General features: G+C 62.0%; 17 protein-coding genes. 8 read left to right on the forward strand and 9 right to left on the reverse strand.

Going from position 1 to position 17,255, the window contains the following annotated elements; translation table 11 throughout:
• Positions 1-465 precede the first annotated feature (465 nt).
• From rpmB to IVA81_RS01320, 3 genes are all read left to right on the forward strand, one after another.
• Positions 466-777: a 50S ribosomal protein L28 gene (gene rpmB / locus IVA81_RS01310; protein WP_247311071.1), complete on the forward strand. Its 312-nt coding sequence runs from the start codon at positions 466-468 to the stop codon at positions 775-777.
• A 286-nt stretch (positions 778-1,063) separates the two neighbouring features.
• Positions 1,064-2,632, forward strand: coding sequence for an SIR2 family protein (locus tag IVA81_RS01315; protein WP_247311074.1), 1,569 nt, complete (start codon positions 1,064-1,066; stop codon positions 2,630-2,632).
• A 125-nt stretch (positions 2,633-2,757) separates the two neighbouring features.
• The gene (locus tag IVA81_RS01320; protein WP_247311077.1) at positions 2,758-3,558 is read left to right on the forward strand and encodes a hypothetical protein; all 801 of its coding nucleotides are present in this window, start codon (positions 2,758-2,760) and stop codon (positions 3,556-3,558) included.
• Between the two features lie 197 nt (positions 3,559-3,755).
• Here the strand turns inward: IVA81_RS01320 and IVA81_RS01325 are convergent, their stop codons facing one another.
• Positions 3,756-4,472 carry a hypothetical protein gene (locus tag IVA81_RS01325; RefSeq protein WP_247311080.1) on the reverse strand — a complete coding sequence of 239 codons (717 nt, stop codon included), beginning with the start codon at positions 4,470-4,472 and terminating at the stop codon, positions 3,756-3,758.
• Positions 4,469-4,741: a hypothetical protein gene (locus IVA81_RS01330; RefSeq protein WP_247311082.1), complete on the reverse strand. Its 273-nt coding sequence runs from the start codon at positions 4,739-4,741 to the stop codon at positions 4,469-4,471. Before IVA81_RS01330 ends, IVA81_RS01325 begins: the two co-directional genes overlap by 4 nt.
• A 441-nt stretch (positions 4,742-5,182) precedes the next feature.
• Here IVA81_RS01330 and IVA81_RS01335 point away from each other — a divergent pair, with 441 nt between their 5' ends.
• Together IVA81_RS01335 and ftsZ are read left to right on the forward strand one after the other, a co-directional pair.
• Entirely contained in the window at positions 5,183-5,695 is a 513-nt protein-coding gene (locus tag IVA81_RS01335; RefSeq protein ID WP_247311086.1) for a hypothetical protein, read from the forward strand.
• A gap of 50 nt (positions 5,696-5,745) precedes the next feature.
• A complete protein-coding gene (gene ftsZ / locus IVA81_RS01340; protein WP_346659358.1) occupies positions 5,746-7,005 on the forward strand; it encodes a cell division protein FtsZ in 1,260 nt (419 codons plus the stop codon).
• A gap of 393 nt (positions 7,006-7,398) precedes the next feature.
• On the opposite strand, the gene IVA81_RS01345 is transcribed toward ftsZ, so the two are convergent.
• On the reverse strand, positions 7,399-8,082 hold the full coding sequence (locus tag IVA81_RS01345) for a hypothetical protein (RefSeq protein WP_247311093.1): 684 nt from the start codon (positions 8,080-8,082) through the stop codon (positions 7,399-7,401).
• A gap of 143 nt (positions 8,083-8,225) precedes the next feature.
• Positions 8,226-8,504 (reverse strand): DUF1488 family protein, encoded by a 279-nt coding sequence (locus IVA81_RS01350; RefSeq protein ID WP_247311096.1) that lies wholly within the window; start codon positions 8,502-8,504, stop codon positions 8,226-8,228.
• Positions 8,505-8,899: 395 nt separating this feature from the next.
• Between IVA81_RS01350 and IVA81_RS40435 the strand changes: the two genes are divergently transcribed.
• The 3 genes from IVA81_RS40435 to IVA81_RS01360 all read left to right on the forward strand — a co-directional run bounded on the left by IVA81_RS40435 (position 8,900) and on the right by IVA81_RS01360 (position 11,030).
• Positions 8,900-9,034 carry a hypothetical protein gene (locus IVA81_RS40435; protein ID WP_256469282.1) on the forward strand — a complete coding sequence of 45 codons (135 nt, stop codon included), beginning with the start codon at positions 8,900-8,902 and terminating at the stop codon, positions 9,032-9,034.
• Between the two features lie 224 nt (positions 9,035-9,258).
• Complete coding sequence (locus tag IVA81_RS01355) at positions 9,259-10,599, forward strand: DUF2235 domain-containing protein (RefSeq protein WP_247311099.1); 1,341 nt, start codon at positions 9,259-9,261, stop codon at positions 10,597-10,599.
• 185 nt (positions 10,600-10,784) lie between these two features.
• Positions 10,785-11,030: a PilZ domain-containing protein gene (locus IVA81_RS01360; protein WP_246929249.1), complete on the forward strand. Its 246-nt coding sequence runs from the start codon at positions 10,785-10,787 to the stop codon at positions 11,028-11,030.
• 45 nt (positions 11,031-11,075) lie between these two features.
• On the opposite strand, the gene IVA81_RS01365 is transcribed toward IVA81_RS01360, so the two are convergent.
• The 5 genes from IVA81_RS01365 to cobS form a co-directional block, all read right to left on the reverse strand.
• On the reverse strand, positions 11,076-11,483 hold the full coding sequence (locus IVA81_RS01365; protein ID WP_247311102.1) for a hypothetical protein: 408 nt from the start codon (positions 11,481-11,483) through the stop codon (positions 11,076-11,078).
• 255 nt (positions 11,484-11,738) lie between these two features.
• A complete protein-coding gene (locus tag IVA81_RS01370) occupies positions 11,739-12,851 on the reverse strand; it encodes an NADH:flavin oxidoreductase/NADH oxidase (protein ID WP_247311105.1) in 1,113 nt (370 codons plus the stop codon).
• 189 nt (positions 12,852-13,040) lie between these two features.
• Entirely contained in the window at positions 13,041-14,123 is a 1,083-nt protein-coding gene (locus IVA81_RS01375; RefSeq protein WP_247311108.1) for an esterase-like activity of phytase family protein, read from the reverse strand.
• Positions 14,120-16,021 (reverse strand): cobaltochelatase subunit CobT, encoded by a 1,902-nt coding sequence (gene cobT, locus IVA81_RS01380; RefSeq protein WP_247311111.1) that lies wholly within the window; start codon positions 16,019-16,021, stop codon positions 14,120-14,122. The genes IVA81_RS01375 and cobT overlap by 4 nt, the downstream gene beginning before the upstream one ends.
• A gap of 52 nt (positions 16,022-16,073) precedes the next feature.
• Positions 16,074-17,072 (reverse strand): cobaltochelatase subunit CobS, encoded by a 999-nt coding sequence (cobS, locus tag IVA81_RS01385; protein ID WP_091966104.1) that lies wholly within the window; start codon positions 17,070-17,072, stop codon positions 16,074-16,076.
• Positions 17,073-17,255 lie beyond the last annotated feature (183 nt).

Genomic DNA, 17,255 nt, shown 5'->3' on the forward strand with positions numbered 1-17,255 from the left:
CCAATCGGGGCGCGATGGCTGTTACTTAAGCCAAAAACCACGGCAAACAATGTGTCCGGGCGCCCTAAACCGGGAACTCCACCGGACTCTTCGGCGGCGAATACGCCCTTTATGTGATGGTAAGGCGCGACAATCATTGCCGTTTTGGTGATCGGGAGGTAACCCCGGGCTCCGAAACCTCTCCCGCTTGCGGGAGAGGTCGCGCGAAGCGCGGGTGAGGGCTTTCTCCTCTAGGGGGCGCTCATGTCTGCCCCGTCGCGGCGACACCCTCTCCCCAACCCTCCCCCGCGCGCGGGGGAGGGAGCGCACCGTCCGGGCGGCCTCAAAAGACGCCCCAAAACCTTGACGGCCCGCCCCTTCCCCCCTATACGTCCGCCGCTCCCTGCAAGGACGAAGAATTAGCCCCCGTGGCGCCCCGAATGGCGGCCGCACTCGTTAGGGGTTCGAAACCTGAGGATTTCTACCATGTCTCGCCGCTGCGAACTGACGGCCAAGGGCCCCCTCGTCGGCCACAAGGTCAGCCACTCCAACATCAAGACCAAGCGCCGCTTCCTGCCGAACCTCGTCAACGTGACGTTCATCTCGGAAGCCCTCGAGCGCAACGTGCGCCTGCGCGTCTCCACCAATGCGGTGAAGAGCGTCGACCACAATGGCGGTCTCGATGCTTTCCTGCTCAAGGCCAAGGCCGACGTCCTGTCGCCGCGCGCCCTCGAATTGAAGCGCGCCATCCAGAAGAAGGTCGGCCCGTCGGCCGCGCCGGCGAAGAAGGCCAGCTAAGACAATTTACCGCTAGGGCGGGGGCTAGGTTGCGTGGCGTAGGCTTAGCCAGTTGAGTTTTGCGTGACGGCCGGATCGAAAGATCCGGCCGTTTTTGTTTTTGTGCACCACCCAAAGACGAATTGATCGACTCGAAATTTCTATCTTTAGTAGAAGAACGTACCCCTTGTTCTTTATTTGCAGGCTAACACTCGTGGTCCAAAAACATATCGCCGCGTTTCCGAAGCCATTGCGCGACGACCTAGTGAATGGCCGTTGGCTACCTGTGGTTGGCGCCGGGATGTCAATGAACGCCATCCTATCGCCAACGTCAAAAATGCCGATGTGGGGAGATCTCGGCCGACTCCTTGCCGAAGAACTTTCAGAATATTCACCGTCAGGTGCGCTTGATGCGATATCGGCATATGAGCATGAATTTGGGAGAGCTCGCCTTATTGAGCGACTCGCAGAACTCCTTCACCAGAAGGATGCCCAACCGGGGCGGGCGCACCGAGAGTTTTGCAGCCTCTCGTTCGACATCGTATGCACGACTAACTTCGATTTCCTTCTCGAACGGCAGTACGATCAAATTCCCAAATCAATTCATCCCGTTGTCGATGAAGAGCAACTGTCGATCAATCTTGGAAATGCGGGCACACTCCTACTGAAACTACACGGAGACTTACGTCATCCGAAGAGACTCGTAGTGACAGAGACTGACTACGATGGCTTTCTCTCGAACTATCCGCTACTTGCCACTTATTTGGCCAACCAACTTATTACGAAAACAGCTGTGCTTATAGGATACAGCCTTGATGACCCAGATTTCAGGCAGATTTGGCACGTCGTCTCAAGCCGGCTGGGTAAATCTCGCCGTATGGCTTACGCGGTCGTAGTCAACGCACATCCGAGCGAGATAGCGCGCTTCGAACGACGTGGCGTCAAGGTCGTTAACCTATCCGGTTCACGAGAACGATACGGGGAAATACTCGCAGAAGCCTTTGCGGAACTTCGCGAATACGTACGAGACAATATCGTCTCTGCTAGCAAGGTCACTGAAGAACGCCCCCTCCAAGAATTGCTGCTCCCGCGCGATTCAGTGTCCCGCCTCTGCTTCTTTTCCGTTCCCTTGGACGCGCTTCCATTCTATCGCGAACGAGTATTCCCTCTTGCTGAAGAGGCCGGACTCGTGCCGGTCACCGCGACCGACTTCATCACTCCGGGCGACAGCATAAATATCAAACTTGATACGCTGATCGATCGTGCTGCCGTTATGGTGGTTGAGTTGAACTCCCGATGGACGAGAGCGGAATTGGCCATGGCGATCGCGAGGGCCAGGGAAGACGTTAACGGATTTCATCGCCAGCCACTGCGTTTGATACTCATCGCGCCATCCGACGAGCAGATCCCTTCTTGGGCCAAGAACGAATTCATCGTGGCCATTCGTCCGGACCTGCTGTCCGAAGACATCGAGTGGTTCCTCCATACCCTCCGAGATATCTTCGGCTCCGAGGCCACCAATCGCGCAGAAAGCCAACACACTGAACCTCGCCGCCTCCTCAACGCGAAGGAATTCCGAGCAGCCGTGATCGCTGCAATCTCTCTTTTGGAAACCACGCTCAGGCGCCGGCTAGAAAAGCGACAGTGGGATGAAGTCCAACGACCGATGCCGCTCCGTCAATTGGTTGATCGAGCAATTCGCGAACAGCATCTTTCGGGCGAATGGCGAGCGGAGATTGATCGATGGACGAAGATTCGCAATGAATCGGTTCACACCACAAAACCCGTCACAAGATCTGAGGCAAGATTGGTCGTTGAAGGAGTCGAGCGCCTTCTCAATCAACCGAACGACTATCACGGTCCAACTCCAGATTGAGCCTCATCTAGTGGGGCGAAGCTGAGCGACCGCAAACCATGCAGATGAGGGAGTGCGGTGGCTTCACTCCGATCTAAAGCAGGCATCGCTTGGCGGCTTAGGAGAAAGTGGAAAGGCGATCAGCGATGCATCTTCTCTATTGTGACGAGACAAATATTGAAGAACGAAAAAGCGACTTCTTCCTCTACGGGGGGATTTGCATACCCCCGGAAAGTTGCGCATCGCTATCGCGTCGCATTGATAAAATCCGCGAAACCGCCAAAGTACCCACCACTTTCAAACTGAAATTCCTGCCAGCACCTGAGGGCATGAATCACGAGACCTTCATCGAACTCAAAAAATCGGTCATCGCCGCAACGATCGATTCTGGTGCAAAGCTGCTTGTCTCTGTCATACTCCACGACATCGCGACGACTCCCGATGTTGCGCGGCGCAATGCAATTAACACGCTATGTTACCATTTCGACTGTTTGCTTAATCGATACAAATCGACTGGCCTTGTTCTCATCGATCGATTCTCAGACAAGCAAATTGATAGCCATCTGGTAGAAAAATTCTCAATCGGGGTCGCTGGGCTACCCCACACTAATCAACTCAGGTTGTCGAATATTGTTGGTTTCCACTACTCAGCAATCGGACAGTCACATTTCCCAAGTTTGATTGACATTCTTGTTGGATCACTCCGATTTGCGATTAATACTCATACGCGCGATCATAAACAGAACCTTGCGACCGCGAGCAAGATTCTTGAGGGCATTCAGCCGCTTTTCTTTCGAGAGAAGGAGGCTTCTCCCATATCCGAGTTGAGCTTCTTTTTCAGCCCAAAGACAATCAAGGTAGAGTGCTATCGGACCAAGTACGAAAACCTCAAGGCTTTCTTGAACAACAATGGCATCAATACTGCGCAAAACATTTTGGCGGGTTAGCGGAGAAAGCGAATTCCTACAAGCAAGCCCGTTCATTCCGCTAGAAATCCGGTATGCTCGCCCCGGCAGCATCTTCGCGAGAGGCTGACCTGCGGAGCACGATCAAAAGTCCGAGTCGGAGACCTCGTCGTCTGCTGTGACCGCGCCGGCAACAGATCAGCAAGAACGTCTCCAACCGATCGGAACTTAGCAGCTTTTCAATTGATGTTTTCTTTTTCCGCCAACGCAGCAAATCTTTCGAGTATTTCGCGTAAGTCACCCAGCTCTTTTTTGAGGTGAGGGTAAACTTTGGCGGCTTCGCTATCGAACTGTTTCCAGCGGGGCACATCGAGCAATTTCAGCGAGCGGAGCGCCGGACCAAAGCAACTAAGCAATCGCCGTTGGACCATTTCAACGCGCTGCGAACGGATTTCTTCGCTTGTGTTGGGATCTTCAGAAACAAGCTCGATTGCGTCTCTTAGAACCGAGAGACGAAAATAGAACTGTGTCACCGCCAGCAGTATCTCGGCGTCGAGCAGTCCGAGCTTCGCCGCGACAGCAGGCAATACTAATGGGAAGGATGGAAGGAATTTGGCGTCATCACTTACGATCTTCCTCGTACCCCAATCCCTCCATGGATCGATGTAGTCGTTGGCACATCGTGCAACTCGATCGATGATCTCAGCGTAGAGACTTGCTCTCATGGCTTTGATCTCTTGTTTCAGGCGCTGATTATCGTGAAAGGTGACAGCACCGAAGCTAATGCCACTGCCGACAAGGGTGCCGATCAGGCCAATCAATCCCGAGCTGACACTGCCGCCAATGGCAAGACTTGTCATCATCGCGCCAGCAGTCAGTGCTCCCGCCAGACAGGCTAAAGCGATTAATAATATTAGGTGTTGTCGGTGCGATCGTGTTGCCGGGTTCACAGTCATTCGCTTCGCGGACAATGTTCGCCCCTTCGCCGAAAGGTTACGGTCCGCTGCAATCGATTTGGTTCGGCTTGATACCCCGGGAGGGTCCACGCAAGGCTGTGACTGTGATTGGTCTTTTCGGGATCTTCGTTAGCCCACCACGCATCATATTCATACGCTGATTTCGGGAGCGAGCGGCCGATGAGCATTTCGATGTCAGCGAAGGTCATCTTGAGCAAGGCAGAGCTGTTCGCGACCAGCTTATCTCTCAAAGGGTCATAGATCGACATCGCGCTCTCCATCCAACGACCTCAGAATATATCGCGGTTGAGACGGCACACGCCTAGAACGTTCGAAGCCAGCCAGGACTTTTTTCAGGGACTTTTCGTCGCCCATGGCGGATTTTGTCCGATATTTAATCGGTCTTCGTTGGCAGCGGCGCTGCTAGTCGCTGCGATATCATACTGACATTAAATGATATTTTGCGTTGACCCATAGTCTCGACGTAGATCACGGCGAGACTCTCGACTCTATCGCTGCTTGCGCAAGACGAACAAGCCGCAGCCGCGGCGGATGGCGCCCACGATCCCCTGGCTCACCCCGCTGCCCCCACCGGTAAACACCCCCCTCGCGCGTTAACCGTCCGTTAACCAACGCAGCCTAGCCTCGACTCATCGTCCAGCCATCATTAGCCCGAAATGCCTCCCCGGTTCGCTCCAGGAGAAGCGCCGATGTGCGTTGCGTTGTTGACGTATGCCGATCTCAGTGCCCGCCTCGATATCTCGCGCGAGGCCGCTCGTTCGCTTGCGAGACGTCGCGGTTTGCCGCGCTCGCGTTCGGATGATGGCAAGGCGCTGGTGAGCGTTGATCTTTCCGAACTGCGGTACACGCCTCGCCCACGACGTCGCGGCCAGGCAGACCCCATCGACGCCTCCATGGCAAAGATCGAGGCCTTCAAGGCGGAGGCCTTCAAGGCGGAGGTCGCGCGGCTCGAAGCCGCCGCAGCCGGCTACCGGGCAGATTTCGAGCGCGAGCGCGAGCGCGCCGATCGCCTGGCCGTCGAGCTGATGCAGGCGGCGGCCGAGACGAAGGCCGCCAACGCGTGGGCGGCACGGCTGGAAGACGAAGTGGCGGCGCTGCGGACCGGCCGACAAGCTGGCGGCTCGATCGCGGGACAGGCCGCGCTCCGATTGGGACGTCTGGCCGCTTCCATCGTGCAAGCAGACCGCGCTGCCAGCAGGTAGCACTCGAACCTTTCTCCATCCCGGCCTGCCGGAGCAACCACGAGGACAGAATGACTGGCATGACCGATATTCACGAGATGAAGGCGCGCATCGTCGTATTCGGGGTCGGCGGCGCCGGCGGCAATGCCGTCAACAACATGATCACGGGCGGGCTGCAGGGGGTCGACTTCGTCGTCGCCAATACCGACGCGCAGGCGCTTGCCATGTCGAAAGCGACGCGCCTCATCCAGCTTGGCACACAGGTGACCGCGGGCCTTGGCGCCGGCTCGCAACCCGAATTGGGACGCGCCGCGGCCGAGGAGGCCATCGATACGATCCGCGACCATCTGACCGGCGCGCACATGGTGTTCGTGACTGCCGGCATGGGCGGCGGTACCGGCACCGGGGCTGCACCCATCATCGCCAGGACAGCGCGCGAGCTCGGCATCCTCACGATCGGCGTGGTCACCAAGCCGTTCTACTTCGAGGGCCAGCGCCGCATGCGCTTTGCCGAAGCCGGCATCGAGGAATTGCTGAAGACGGTCGACACCCTGCTGATCATCCCGAACCAGAACCTGTTCCGGGTGGCCAGCGAGAAGACCACATTCGCCGATGCCTTTGCCCTTGCCGATCAGGTGCTTTATTCGGGCGTGGCCTGCATCAGCGACCTCATCGTCAAGGAAGGCCTGATCAATCTCGATTTTGCCGACGTTCTCTGCGTGATGCGGGAGAAGGGCAAGGCGATGATGGGACGGGGCGAGGCTTCCGGCGAGAAACGCGTGCTCGCCGCCGCCGTGGCCGCAATCTCCAATCCATTGATCGAGAACCCCTCGATCAAGCGCGCCAGCGGCCTCATCATCTCCATCACCGGCGGCAGGGATCTCATGCTGTTCGAAGTCGACGAAGCCGCCACCCGCATTCGCGACGAGGCCGACCCGGACGCCAACATCATCGTCGGCGCGTCGTTTGACGAAAGCCTCGAAGGCATCGTCCGCGTCTCGGTGGTGGCGACCGGGATCGACAATGTCGACCCGGCGCAGCTGGCGGCGCCGGTGGAAACCGCACTCTCGCAGCTCGCCGGCCGCTTACGCAACGACAGCCGCCGCATCGCCGATCGCATCGAGCGCGGTGCACCGCTTCCGCAGGTGGCAAGCCCGCCGCTCCGCTCCGAGGCCGGCCGGCTGGCGGGGCAGCCGGCAAGGCCGGATCTGGAATATGCGCGCCAGGCAGCTCCCCAGCCGCTCGATCCCTACGGCCGCTCATCTCCGCGCAACGCGACCGACGAAAGCATTCTCGATATCCCGGCCTTCCTGCGCCGCGCCGCCAACTGAGCTGACCGCAAGGGTGGGAGTTGCTGGCCTGCAAGGCCGGAAATGGACCGCTGCCAGGCGGCTCCAAAGGACGGTGAGGTCGACGAATCGTCATCGCGCTGCTTGGATACTCGCTGCGACAACAACAAAGCTGTCGTCCCGGCGAACGCCGGGACCCATAACCCCAGAGAGCGGTTATGGCGCGAAGTTGCTAACCACGAGTCTTCGCCAAACTACTCCCTGTTGGTATGGGTCCCGGCCCCCCGTGCGCAATTGCGCACTAGGCCGGGACGACGGCAGAGATTGCGGCAGGAGCAACGCTCCTTGTGGCAGGAGCAACGCTCCGATGGAACCGGCCCGCTCCGAACTTCGGACTGCAGACGAGCTTTCTAAGCTGCGCGGCGCGCCGATGCGTCACGCTGCCGTGCTGCGCGTGCTCTCCGCTGTTTCCTTTTTTTCCGGCTCCTTGTCGCGAGACAGCCATGCCGGGAAGCGAAGCAGCCGATCGTTGTTGTCTTTTGGCGGTTCCACGGGCGGTACGATGGCCGCATCATTGACCGAACCCGGGATATCAGGTGCAGCGTGGCCTATTCGCACCGCATCCGCGCGCTGATCCAGTTCGCGCACCAGGGGATCGATGACGTTGTCGATTTCGGCCGCGACCGAGACCAGGAAGCTATTGAGCTCGCGGGCCTCGGGCACAACTGCCGCAGCCTGCTCGATCGCCTTGCAGAGACCATCGACAACAGGTGCAAACGCGCTCCCGGCCTGCTTGATCCGGGTTTTGATCGCTTCGATTTCGCCCAGGACGCGATCACGCTCCCGCCTGTTCTTCTCTTCCGAAAGGCGGGTTTCGATTTCGGCGATCTGAGCCGTCAGGGTCGCAGCTTCGGATGCAAGAGCATCGCGTCGTCCGCGCGCACGATCGAGGTCGCGACTGAGATGGTCCACTAAGTCGTCCTTTCCGAACATGGCATTGCTCCGTAGGACAGCCGTTTTGGCCTGTATGAAGGCCTTGGCGCGAACCGCGAGCCCGCCAAGCAGATGCAAGGCAGCATCGGCTGGCATCAATTTCGGTCGCGTCACATGGGCCGACATGGTGATCCCCCCATCCTCCACATTAGGCGACCGCATGGTTAACGGATGGTTAATATCAACAGCTGAGGCGGCAACGGGGCCTGCGGAGCGATTCGAAAATGCGCGAAGCCTGCGCACGCTGGCGGTGCGAACCGTCGCCTCCCCTACCCCCGAAAATCAATGCTCCGCAGCACGATACCCGGCGGGGTGCCCTCGAACTCCGCTGCCTGATATTTGCGTCCGGCGCAGGCTTCGATGCGCTCGCGCAGGCGCATGAACTGCTCTTCGCGCTCGCTCGGCCGCGCGCGCGGGCCGCGTTCAAGGTCGTCCATCGCGGAGGTCGAGATCGCGCAGGCGATCTCCTTGGAGCCGTCCTGCATCGAGAACTGGACGATCCCCCGGTCCTGTTCGTGGCCGACAAAGCGGCCGCCGGTGAGCGTCATGGGGTTACTCCTTTGCTGCGCGCAAATCAGCCCCACCGCCGTCCCGGCCTGGGCGCGCAACTGCGCACGGGGGCCGAGTACCCATCCCCCGGGCGGCATTGCCGAAGCATGCTGTGGCACAAGCCATCCGAAACAACTCACTTCGATGGTTATGGGTCCCCGAGGCAGCAAGCAGCGCGCGCTCCCACGCGGCGTTTTAGTCCTCGCTATCGGCGTGGCGCAGGCGTACGCTAGATCGCGTCAGCGCAACTCACGCAATTGCCGCAGGTCGATTTTGCGCTGCATCTTCCGCGTCTCGTGTGCGCGGCACCGCGTGCCCTTTCGCCGCGACCTGCGCATCATGCAGCGCCAATCTTGCAATCGGACGCATTCGAACCCCAGAGGAGACGGACGTCATGGCCAAGGGACAGCAACGCAGCAATCGCGAGACCAAGAAACCGAAGAAAGACAAGATCAAGGCGATCGCCGCGGCCCCGAGCCGCAAGGAGCCGGCCTGGCAGCCGGATTTCGGGCCGGGGAAGAAGAAGTAAAGGGAAAAAGCAAGAGCGCTCGCGGCGTCGACGGATTCCGTCATGGCCGGGCTTGTCCCGGCCATCCACGCTCTCCGTGCGGAAGCAAGAACGTGGATGCCCGGGACAAGCCCGGGCATGACGAGTTTGTGGCGCGACCACGCGTCCAACCCTCGCCATCGTCTCCTCCCCGTCGCGCTTTTCCGCTATACTCGCCCCGGTAGCATCACCCGGAGGCGCATCCCATGGAGCACGCAGCCACAACCGACCGCAAGCCCGAGCCGAAAAACCTCGTCATCTGCTGTGACGGCACCGGCAACGAGATCTCGGAGAACATCTCCAACGTCCTGAAGCTCTATCGCTGCCTGCGCAAGACCGACAGGACGCACCCGCGGCAGATGGTGTTTTACGATCCCGGGGTCGGCACGGTGACGGAGCCGACGACGTGGCACCGGCTCAAGGCCAATTTCAATATGGTGCTGGGGCTCGCCACCGGCTACGGGCTCGATGACAACGTGCTCTCGGCCTATTGCTTCCTGGTTCAGCATTACGCGCCCGGCGACAAGATCTACCTGTTCGGTTTTTCGCGCGGGGCTTACACGGTGCGCGTGCTGGCGGGGCTGATCCACAAGGTCGGCCTGATCTCGCCGGAGCAGGCGAACCTCGCCGGCTCGGGCCTCGTCGCCTACAAGCAATATTCCGGCACCGGGCGCGGCAACGACATCGAGGACCTCAAGGACGTCGCCTTCGACGAGAGCGGGCCGCTGCCGAAGGACGAATTCGATCTCGCCGCCCAGTTCGCGCGCATCACCTCGACGCGCTGGCCGACCATCCATTTCATCGGCGTGTGGGACAGTGTAGCGAGCGTGATCGTGCCGCGGCGCGATAATTTCTTCTTCCTGTTCAGCCTGGAGGAGCTCGCCTTCACGCTGCGCAACCCGAGCGTCAGGACCTTCCGGCAGGCGATCGCGATCGACGAGCAGCGCTGCATGTTCCGCCTGAAACAATACCGGGAGCCGCAGGAGTTCTGGAGCAACCGCTACGTGCCCGACGAGAAGAAGGTGCCGCAGGACATTCTGCAGGTGTGGTTCGCCGGCGTGCACAGCGATGTCGGCGGCGGCTATCCGGAGGCGGAGAGCGGGGACTCCAAATATCCGCTGCTCTGGATGATCGCGGAGGCGGAGAAGGCGGGGCTGAACTTCAACCCGGCGACCGTGAAGCAGCTCGCCTGGGGCATCCAGCGCAAGAACTCGCCGTTCCAATATGTCGCGCCGGCCTACACCGGGAAGACGGGCGTGCTGCACGATTCGATGACGGCGGGCTGGCGTCTGCTGGAATATCTGCCGAAGAGCGCAAAGTACCGGGAATGGCCGGAGCGGAAGGTATTTTTCGGCTTCTACATCCCCGATTGCGAGCCGCGCCTCATCCCCGAAGGCGCGCATGTGCATGAAAGCGTGCTGAAGCGGATGGCGGTGGAGCCGGAGTACCGGCCTGTGAACATGCCGAAGGAGTATGTGACGGTGCCGATGCCGGTGGGGCCGCATGCCGGCGCCGAGGCTGAGGCGGAGGAGATCGTGACGGGGTGATGGGCAGCGCGCTCTCTTCCCCTCCCCTGGAGGGTGGTGCCCCACCCCGCTACCGCCGCTTTCTGCCTTCGCTGCTACTTTTCATTAAAATTCTTCGGCCCGCTTTAGTCGGATCGCATGATCTGCTGCCCATCATTGGGACAGATCATCCGCCGCGATACCTGCGGCATTGGAGGAGAGTGCCAATGTATCCGCGCAAATATGCCCGCGTGAAACCGGCGGGGCTGGTGTCCCGCCAGGCCAAGATCATCACCGACGCGCGCGCGCCGGTCATCACCTGCACGCTGATCGACTATTCGCCCGGCGGGGCCTGCGTCGATCTCGGCGGCCAGGTGAACATCCCCGACAGATTCGAGCTGTTGCACGTCAACACCAAGAAGCGCTGCCGCATCGCCTGGAAGCGCGGCACGCGGGTGGGCGTGGTGTTTTAGAGAGAAGAGCGAGCTTACCCTACCCTCCAGGGGAGGGTGAAAAGCCTACTTCCGCATCCTGGCCTTTGCGCCGGCGACGGTCTGCATGGCGACGCCCGCGATCCAGCCGAAGAGGACGAGCCAGGTCCAGCCCATGTGCGGATCGCCCCTGAGCACGATGACGAGGACCGAGACGAAGGCGGTGAGCGTGGCGCAAAGCGTGCCGGCGGAGCTCATCAATTCCGCGGCGTCGATCCGGCTGTGCGCATCGTCGAACGGCATTTGCGGCGTGTCGATGCCAAGATAGAAGCCGACGAAGCCGAGCATCATCATCAGCAGCAGGAAGCCCTGCGTGGTGAGTTGCGGGATCGCCGATCCGACATAAGCGCCGACGAACAGCCCGCACGCGGCGCCCGCCATCGCAAGGCCGACGCGCTCGAAGATGTGAGCCGTTTTGCGAACACGAAAACGCATGGCGGGCCTCCGTTTGCGGAGTTGGGGGGACAGAGGTTAGGCCAGTTTTGCGGGGGGTGGAAGCTGGGGAGAGTTACGGATGCGTGAGGGGTGAGGCGGGTTGACTCCCTCTCCCCGTTCTTACGGGGCCGCGACGAGCTTCGCTCGCGCTGAGCGGGTTGGGGTGAGGGGCTTCTCTCAACACGTGAGATTTTAGCCACCCCTGTACCGCCTCACCCGAATTCGATCTCCCCGCAAGCGGGAGAGGTGAAGAAGCTACCGCGCTCCGAACGTGGTCTTGCCGAACAGCGCCTTCTGCGTCGACGGCTGCGAGCGCCAATATTGCGGTGGTGCCTGGACCTCGCCGCCGAGCGCGGCGGCGGCGTGCCAAGCCCAGCGCGGGTCGTAGAGCATGCCGCGGGCAAGCGCGACCATGTCGGCCTTGCCGGATGCGACGATCTCTTCCGCCTGCCTGGCCTCGGTGATCAGGCCGACCGCCATCGTCGGCAAGCCGGTCTCGCGCTTGATGGCGTCGGCGAACTGCACCTGATAGCCGGGGCCGAGCGGGATCTTCTGCAGCGGCGAGACGCCGCCGGAGGAAGCATCGATCCAGTCGACGCCGCGCGCCTTCAACGCCTTGGCGAATGCGATGGTCTGGGCCAGATCCCAACCGCCCTCGACCCAGTCGGTCGACGACACCCGCATGCCCACCGGCTTGTCGTGCGGGAAGACGGCGCGCACGGCGTCAAAGATCTCGAGCGGGAAACGCATACGGTTCTCTAGGCTCCCGCCATATTCGTCGGTGCGCCGGTTGGAGATCGGCGACAGGAACTGATGCAGGAGATAACCGTGCGCGCCATGCAGCTCGATGGCGTCGATGCCGATGCGCTCCGCGCGCTTTGCGCTGTCGACGAAGGCCTCGCGGATGCGCTTGAGGCCGCTCGCGTCGAGCGCGAGCGGCGCGCTCTCGCCCTCCTTGTGCGGCAGCGCCGACGGCGCCACCGTCTGCCAGCCGCCCTGCCCTTCCGGAATCAACTGGCCGCCGTCCCAGGGCCGCGCGCTGCTCGCTTTCCGGCCGGCATGGGCGAGCTGCATCGCGATCGCGGTGGAGGAATGCTTGCGCACCGAGGCGAGGATCTGCTTCAGCGCGGCCTCGCAGGCATCGCTATAGAGCCCGAGACAGCCCGGCGTGATGCGGCCGATCGCCTCGACATGGGTCGCCTCGATGCAGAACATCGCCGCGCCCGACAGGCTGAGATTGTTGATGTGGGTGAAGTGCCAGTCATTGGCGACGCCGTCGTCGGCCGAATATTGGCACATCGGCGACACCACGAGGCGGTTCGGTAGCGTCAGGCCGCGCAGCTTGATCGGGGAAAACAGGACGGACATGCGGGGAGTTCCGGGGGATGAGAGGGTGATAGGAGTGTAGTCAGGGAGACGCGGATTGCTAGTTGCGTGGCGCGAATGGGGGCTAGCGGTGGGATGCATTGCGGCGTGGGTTTGGTGGAAGGTCGCAGCACAAACTCCGATGTCGTCCCGGGGCTCGCGACGTCGTCGCGCCCCGGGACGACAGCGGGGCTACTCCGCCAGCGTGAATTGCAGCAACAAGGTCCGCTGCAGCATCGAGAAATTATCATCCGACACCAGCGTCAGCACGGTCTCACCGTCGGGCGTGACGTGGGCGTCGATGCCTTCCATGTTGTCGATCTCGTGGCCGAGATCGGCGACGAACAGCGCGGGACCGTCGACCAGCGCGCCCGGCGCGATCGACTTCAGGGGGATCGAGCGGATGCGGATGTTGACGCCGGTGAACCAGGAGAATTTGCGCTCGAGGATCAGAAGCTCGCCGGAGGGCAGCAGCACGGCATCGCTGATGTCGTACTTCTCGATGCGGCGCACGCTGAACTGGCCGGGCGACGGGCCGCCGATCAGGAAGGCCGTGAGGTTGCCGTCCGCGTCCAGCCCGCGCTCGGAGAAGGCGATCAAGGTGCCGGCGAGCGGCATGTTCTGGTCTTTGCCCTTGGGCACGACGACCAGCGCCTCCAGCCCCTTGTTGGAGGGCAGCTTGCGCACGCCCGCCGGCACGGGGATCGCCTCGCCGCGCGCGGCCGTGCCGCCTTTGGAAAAATCGTAGCGCAGGATCTGGTTGACGCGCTCAAGCCCGACATAGACGAAATTGCCGTCGCGCGCGATCGATTCCGAATCCCACCACAGGCGCTTTTCCGTGATCGGCCGCCCCTCCGCACCTAACAGCGGCGCGGCCTCGACGTCGTCGAGGCCGGTCATCTTGCCACTGGCGTAGCGGATGCGGCCGGTGAACCAGCCGCCCTGGTCGGAGACCGCGAGGAAGCGCTCGCCCTTGGTATCCAGCCGGATGCCGGACAATCCGCCAAAGCCGCGATAGGGCGAGGTCAGCACCAGGCCGCTGCGATAGTCCAGCGAGCCGAAGCGCGTGCGCGTACGGTCACGCGGCTCGAAATTGGGAATGGCGCGCGCGTTGACCTCGATGCTCACAGGCTCGGAGACGGCGCACTCGATCTGAAGCGCACGCGGCGGCGGCTCGACGGCGGCTTGCGCCTGCGCGAAGCGAGAGGCTGCGAGAGTGGAAAATCCCGCCGCCGCATGACCGAGGAAGCTGCGGCGGGATTGATGCGTGCTCACGAATGCAATTTGCGTCGCGGGCGACCGGCCGGCTGGGTTGGTGCAGTGTTGGTCTCGCTGAAGAGTTCGGCGAGCTTCTCGGTGATGGCGCCGCCAAGCTCCTCGGCGTCCACGATCGTCACCGCGCGGCGATAATAGCGCGTCACGTCATGGCCGATGCCGATCGCGATCAGCTCGACCGGCGAGCGGGTCTCGATCTCCTCGATGATGTGGCGCAGGTGCCGCTCGAGATAGTTGCCGGGATTGACCGACAGCGTGGAATCGTCGACCGGCGCACCGTCCGAGATCATCATCAGGATCTTGCGCTGCTCGGCCCGGCCCAAGAGGCGCTTGTGCGCCCAGTCGAGCGCCTCGCCGTCGATGTTCTCCTTGAGCAGACCCTCGCGCATCATCAGCCCGAGATTCTTCCGCGCACGGCGCCAGGGGGCGTCGGCGGATTTGTAGATGATGTGGCGGAGATCGTTGAGGCGGCCGGGATTGGCCGGCTTGCCGGCGGCAAGCCACGCCTCACGCGATTGCCCGCCCTTCCAGGCGCGCGTGGTGAAGCCCAAAATCTCGACCTTGACGCCGCAACGCTCCAGCGTACGGGCGAGAATGTCGGCGCAGGTCGCGGCAACCGTGATCGGGCGGCCGCGCATCGAGCCGGAATTGTCGAGCAGCAGCGTCACCACGGTGTCGCGGAACGTCGCCTCCTTCTCGTGCATGAAGGACAGCGGATGATAGGGATCGGTGACGACGCGCGACAGCCGCGCGGGATCGAGGATACCCTCTTCGAGATCGAACTCCCACGCGCGGTTCTGCTGCGCCATCAGCCGGCGCTGCAGGCGGTTGGCGAGACGGGCGACGATGCCTTGCAGATGGGCGAGCTGCTTGTCGAGATAGGCGCGCAGGCGCTCCAGCTCGTCATGGTCGCAGAGGTCTTCGGCCGCGATGATCTCGTCGAATTTCGGCGCGAAGGCGTGATATTCCGGCCCGCGCGGCTCGTTCTTGCCGTGCGAGTTCGGACGCGTCGCCTCGCCCGGCGTCTCGTCGTCGCCGAGCTCGCCGTCGTCGAAGGTGTCGGAGGTGGAGGCCTGCGCGCTTTCCATCGCGCTCTCGCTCATCTCCTCGCTGGTCGCCTGCGCCTGGTCGGCGCTCATCTCCTGCGCGGCGTCGGAATCCGGCGAGCCTTCCGCGCCGGACTGGTCGTTGTCGCCGTCCTGGTTCTCGTCGTTGTCGTCATCGTCTTCGCTATCGGCGTTGCGCTCGTCGCCGAGCTCGAGCGCGGTCAACAGATCATGCACGGCATCGCCGAACCGGGTCTGGTCCTCGACGAGGGTATCGAGCCGGTCGAGCCGCTTGCCGATCTTGTCTTCGAGAATCGGACGCCAGAGATCGACCACCTTCTTCGCGGCAGTCGGCGGCGCCATGCCGGTCAGGCGCTCGCGCACCAGCATCGCCAGCGCGTCCGCCAAGGGAGCGTCGGCGCGGTCGGTGATCTCGTCGAACTTGCCGCGATGGAAATGGTCGTCGAGCATCGCGGTGAGGTTTTTCGCAACGCCCGCCATGCGGCGCGCGCCGATCGCCTCGACCCGCGCCTGCTCCACCGCCTCGAACACGCCGCGCGCCTGGGGATTGCCCGGCATCAGCTTGCGATGCAGCTTGGCATCGTGACAGGCGATCTTGAGCGCGATGGAATCGGCGTGGCCGCGCACGATCGCCGCATCGCGCTTGGTCATCTTGCGCGCCGGCTCGGGCAGCCGCGCCTTGCCGGGCGCAAGGCCGGGCCGCTCGGCCGCGAAGGAGACGTCGAGCTCCGGCGACTTGGCGATCGCCTTCAGGCAGGAGGCCACCGAGCGCTTGAACGGCTCGGTCGGCGCTTCCTTGGTATTGCGGAATTTGGAATTGGAGGTGGTCATGTCACCTTGATCCGTCGCCCCGGCGAAGGCCGGGACGACACACCGAGAGAAATCAGCTGAGCGCCACGTTGACTGCCGATTCCGGCAGCTCCGCGTTGAAGCAGCGCTGGTAGAACTCGGCGACCAGCGGACGCTCGAGCTCGTCGCACTTGTTGAGGAAGGTGACCCGGAACGCAAATCCGATATCGCCAAAAATGTCGGCGTTCTCGGCCCAGGTGATCACCGTGCGCGGGCTCATCACCGTCGACAGATCGCCGTTGGCAAAGGCGTTGCGGGTGAGATCGGCAAGGCGCACCATCTTGTTGACGATGTCGCGGCCCTCCTGGGTGCGATAGTGCTTGGCCTTGGCCAGCACGATCTCCACTTCCTCGTCATGGCTGAGATAGTTCAGCGTGGTGACGATCGACCAGCGGTCCATCTGGCCCTGGTTGATCTGCTGGGTGCCGTGATAGAGGCCGGAGGTGTCGCCGAGGCCGACGGTGTTGGCGGTCGAGAACATACGGAACGCCGGATGCGGCTTGATCACCTTGTTCTGGTCGAGCAGCGTCAGGCGTCCGGAGACTTCCAGCACGCGCTGGATCACGAACATCACGTCCGGGCGGCCGGCGTCGTATTCGTCGAACACCAGCGCGACGTTGTTCTGCAGCGCCCAGGGCAGGATGCCGTCGCGGAATTCGGTGACCTGCTTGCCGTCGCGGACCACGATGGAGTCCTTGCCGACGAGGTCGATACGGCTGATGTGGCTGTCGAGGTTGACGCGCACGCAGGGCCAGTTCAGGCGCGCGGCGACCTGCTCGATATGGGTGGATTTGCCGGTGCCGTGATAGCCGGTCACCATCACGCGGCGGTTGCGGGCGAAGCCGGCGAGAATGGCGAGCGTGGTGGCGCGGTCGAAGCGGTAGTCGGAATCGACTTCGGGCACATGAGGATCGACTTCGGAATAGGCCGGGACTTCGAGATCGCTGTCGATCCCGAACACCTGGCGCACCGACACCTTCATGTCGGGCAGACCGGAAACTTCCTCAACTTTGGACAGGGCGGCGGTCGTCATCAATCCTCCGAGGCCCCGGGCGGTCCCGAGACCAGTTATTTGCACGTTGGCTGCGGCTGGGTGCGGTCGCGAACCTATCAGAGACAACGTGCGGGCAGAAGCCCGCTCCCCAATCAAAGTTCCGTTGTCTTTTCATTTAGATAGGCAAGGAACGCAGTTTTTGGAGGGCTGCCTTGCGAATCA

The sequence above is a fragment of the Bradyrhizobium sp. 141 genome (genome assembly GCF_023074055.1).
In the GTDB taxonomy this organism is placed as follows: domain Bacteria; phylum Pseudomonadota; class Alphaproteobacteria; order Rhizobiales; family Xanthobacteraceae; genus Bradyrhizobium.

What these genes read in the sequence shown, in the direction of transcription:
- rpmB (WP_247311071.1), top strand. Translation starts at nt 466, where the DNA reads ATGTCTCGCCGCTGCGAACTGACGGCCAAGGGCCCCCTCGTCGGCCAC.
- IVA81_RS01315 (WP_247311074.1), top strand. Translation starts at nt 1,064, where the DNA reads ATGAACGCCATCCTATCGCCAACGTCAAAAATGCCGATGTGGGGAGAT.
- IVA81_RS01320 (WP_247311077.1), top strand. Translation starts at nt 2,758, where the DNA reads ATGCATCTTCTCTATTGTGACGAGACAAATATTGAAGAACGAAAAAGC.
- IVA81_RS01325 (WP_247311080.1), bottom strand. Translation starts at nt 4,472, where the DNA reads ATGACTGTGAACCCGGCAACACGATCGCACCGACAACACCTAATATTA.
- IVA81_RS01330 (WP_247311082.1), bottom strand. Translation starts at nt 4,741, where the DNA reads ATGTCGATCTATGACCCTTTGAGAGATAAGCTGGTCGCGAACAGCTCT.
- IVA81_RS01335 (WP_247311086.1), top strand. Translation starts at nt 5,183, where the DNA reads ATGTGCGTTGCGTTGTTGACGTATGCCGATCTCAGTGCCCGCCTCGAT.
- ftsZ (WP_346659358.1), top strand. Translation starts at nt 5,746, where the DNA reads ATGACTGGCATGACCGATATTCACGAGATGAAGGCGCGCATCGTCGTA.
- IVA81_RS01345 (WP_247311093.1), bottom strand. Translation starts at nt 8,082, where the DNA reads ATGTCGGCCCATGTGACGCGACCGAAATTGATGCCAGCCGATGCTGCC.
- IVA81_RS01350 (WP_247311096.1), bottom strand. Translation starts at nt 8,504, where the DNA reads ATGACGCTCACCGGCGGCCGCTTTGTCGGCCACGAACAGGACCGGGGG.
- IVA81_RS40435 (WP_256469282.1), top strand. Translation starts at nt 8,900, where the DNA reads ATGGCCAAGGGACAGCAACGCAGCAATCGCGAGACCAAGAAACCGAAG.
- IVA81_RS01355 (WP_247311099.1), top strand. Translation starts at nt 9,259, where the DNA reads ATGGAGCACGCAGCCACAACCGACCGCAAGCCCGAGCCGAAAAACCTC.
- IVA81_RS01360 (WP_246929249.1), top strand. Translation starts at nt 10,785, where the DNA reads ATGTATCCGCGCAAATATGCCCGCGTGAAACCGGCGGGGCTGGTGTCC.
- IVA81_RS01365 (WP_247311102.1), bottom strand. Translation starts at nt 11,483, where the DNA reads ATGCGTTTTCGTGTTCGCAAAACGGCTCACATCTTCGAGCGCGTCGGC.
- IVA81_RS01370 (WP_247311105.1), bottom strand. Translation starts at nt 12,851, where the DNA reads ATGTCCGTCCTGTTTTCCCCGATCAAGCTGCGCGGCCTGACGCTACCG.
- cobT (WP_247311111.1), bottom strand. Translation starts at nt 16,021, where the DNA reads ATGACCACCTCCAATTCCAAATTCCGCAATACCAAGGAAGCGCCGACC.
- cobS (WP_091966104.1), bottom strand. Translation starts at nt 17,072, where the DNA reads ATGACGACCGCCGCCCTGTCCAAAGTTGAGGAAGTTTCCGGTCTGCCC.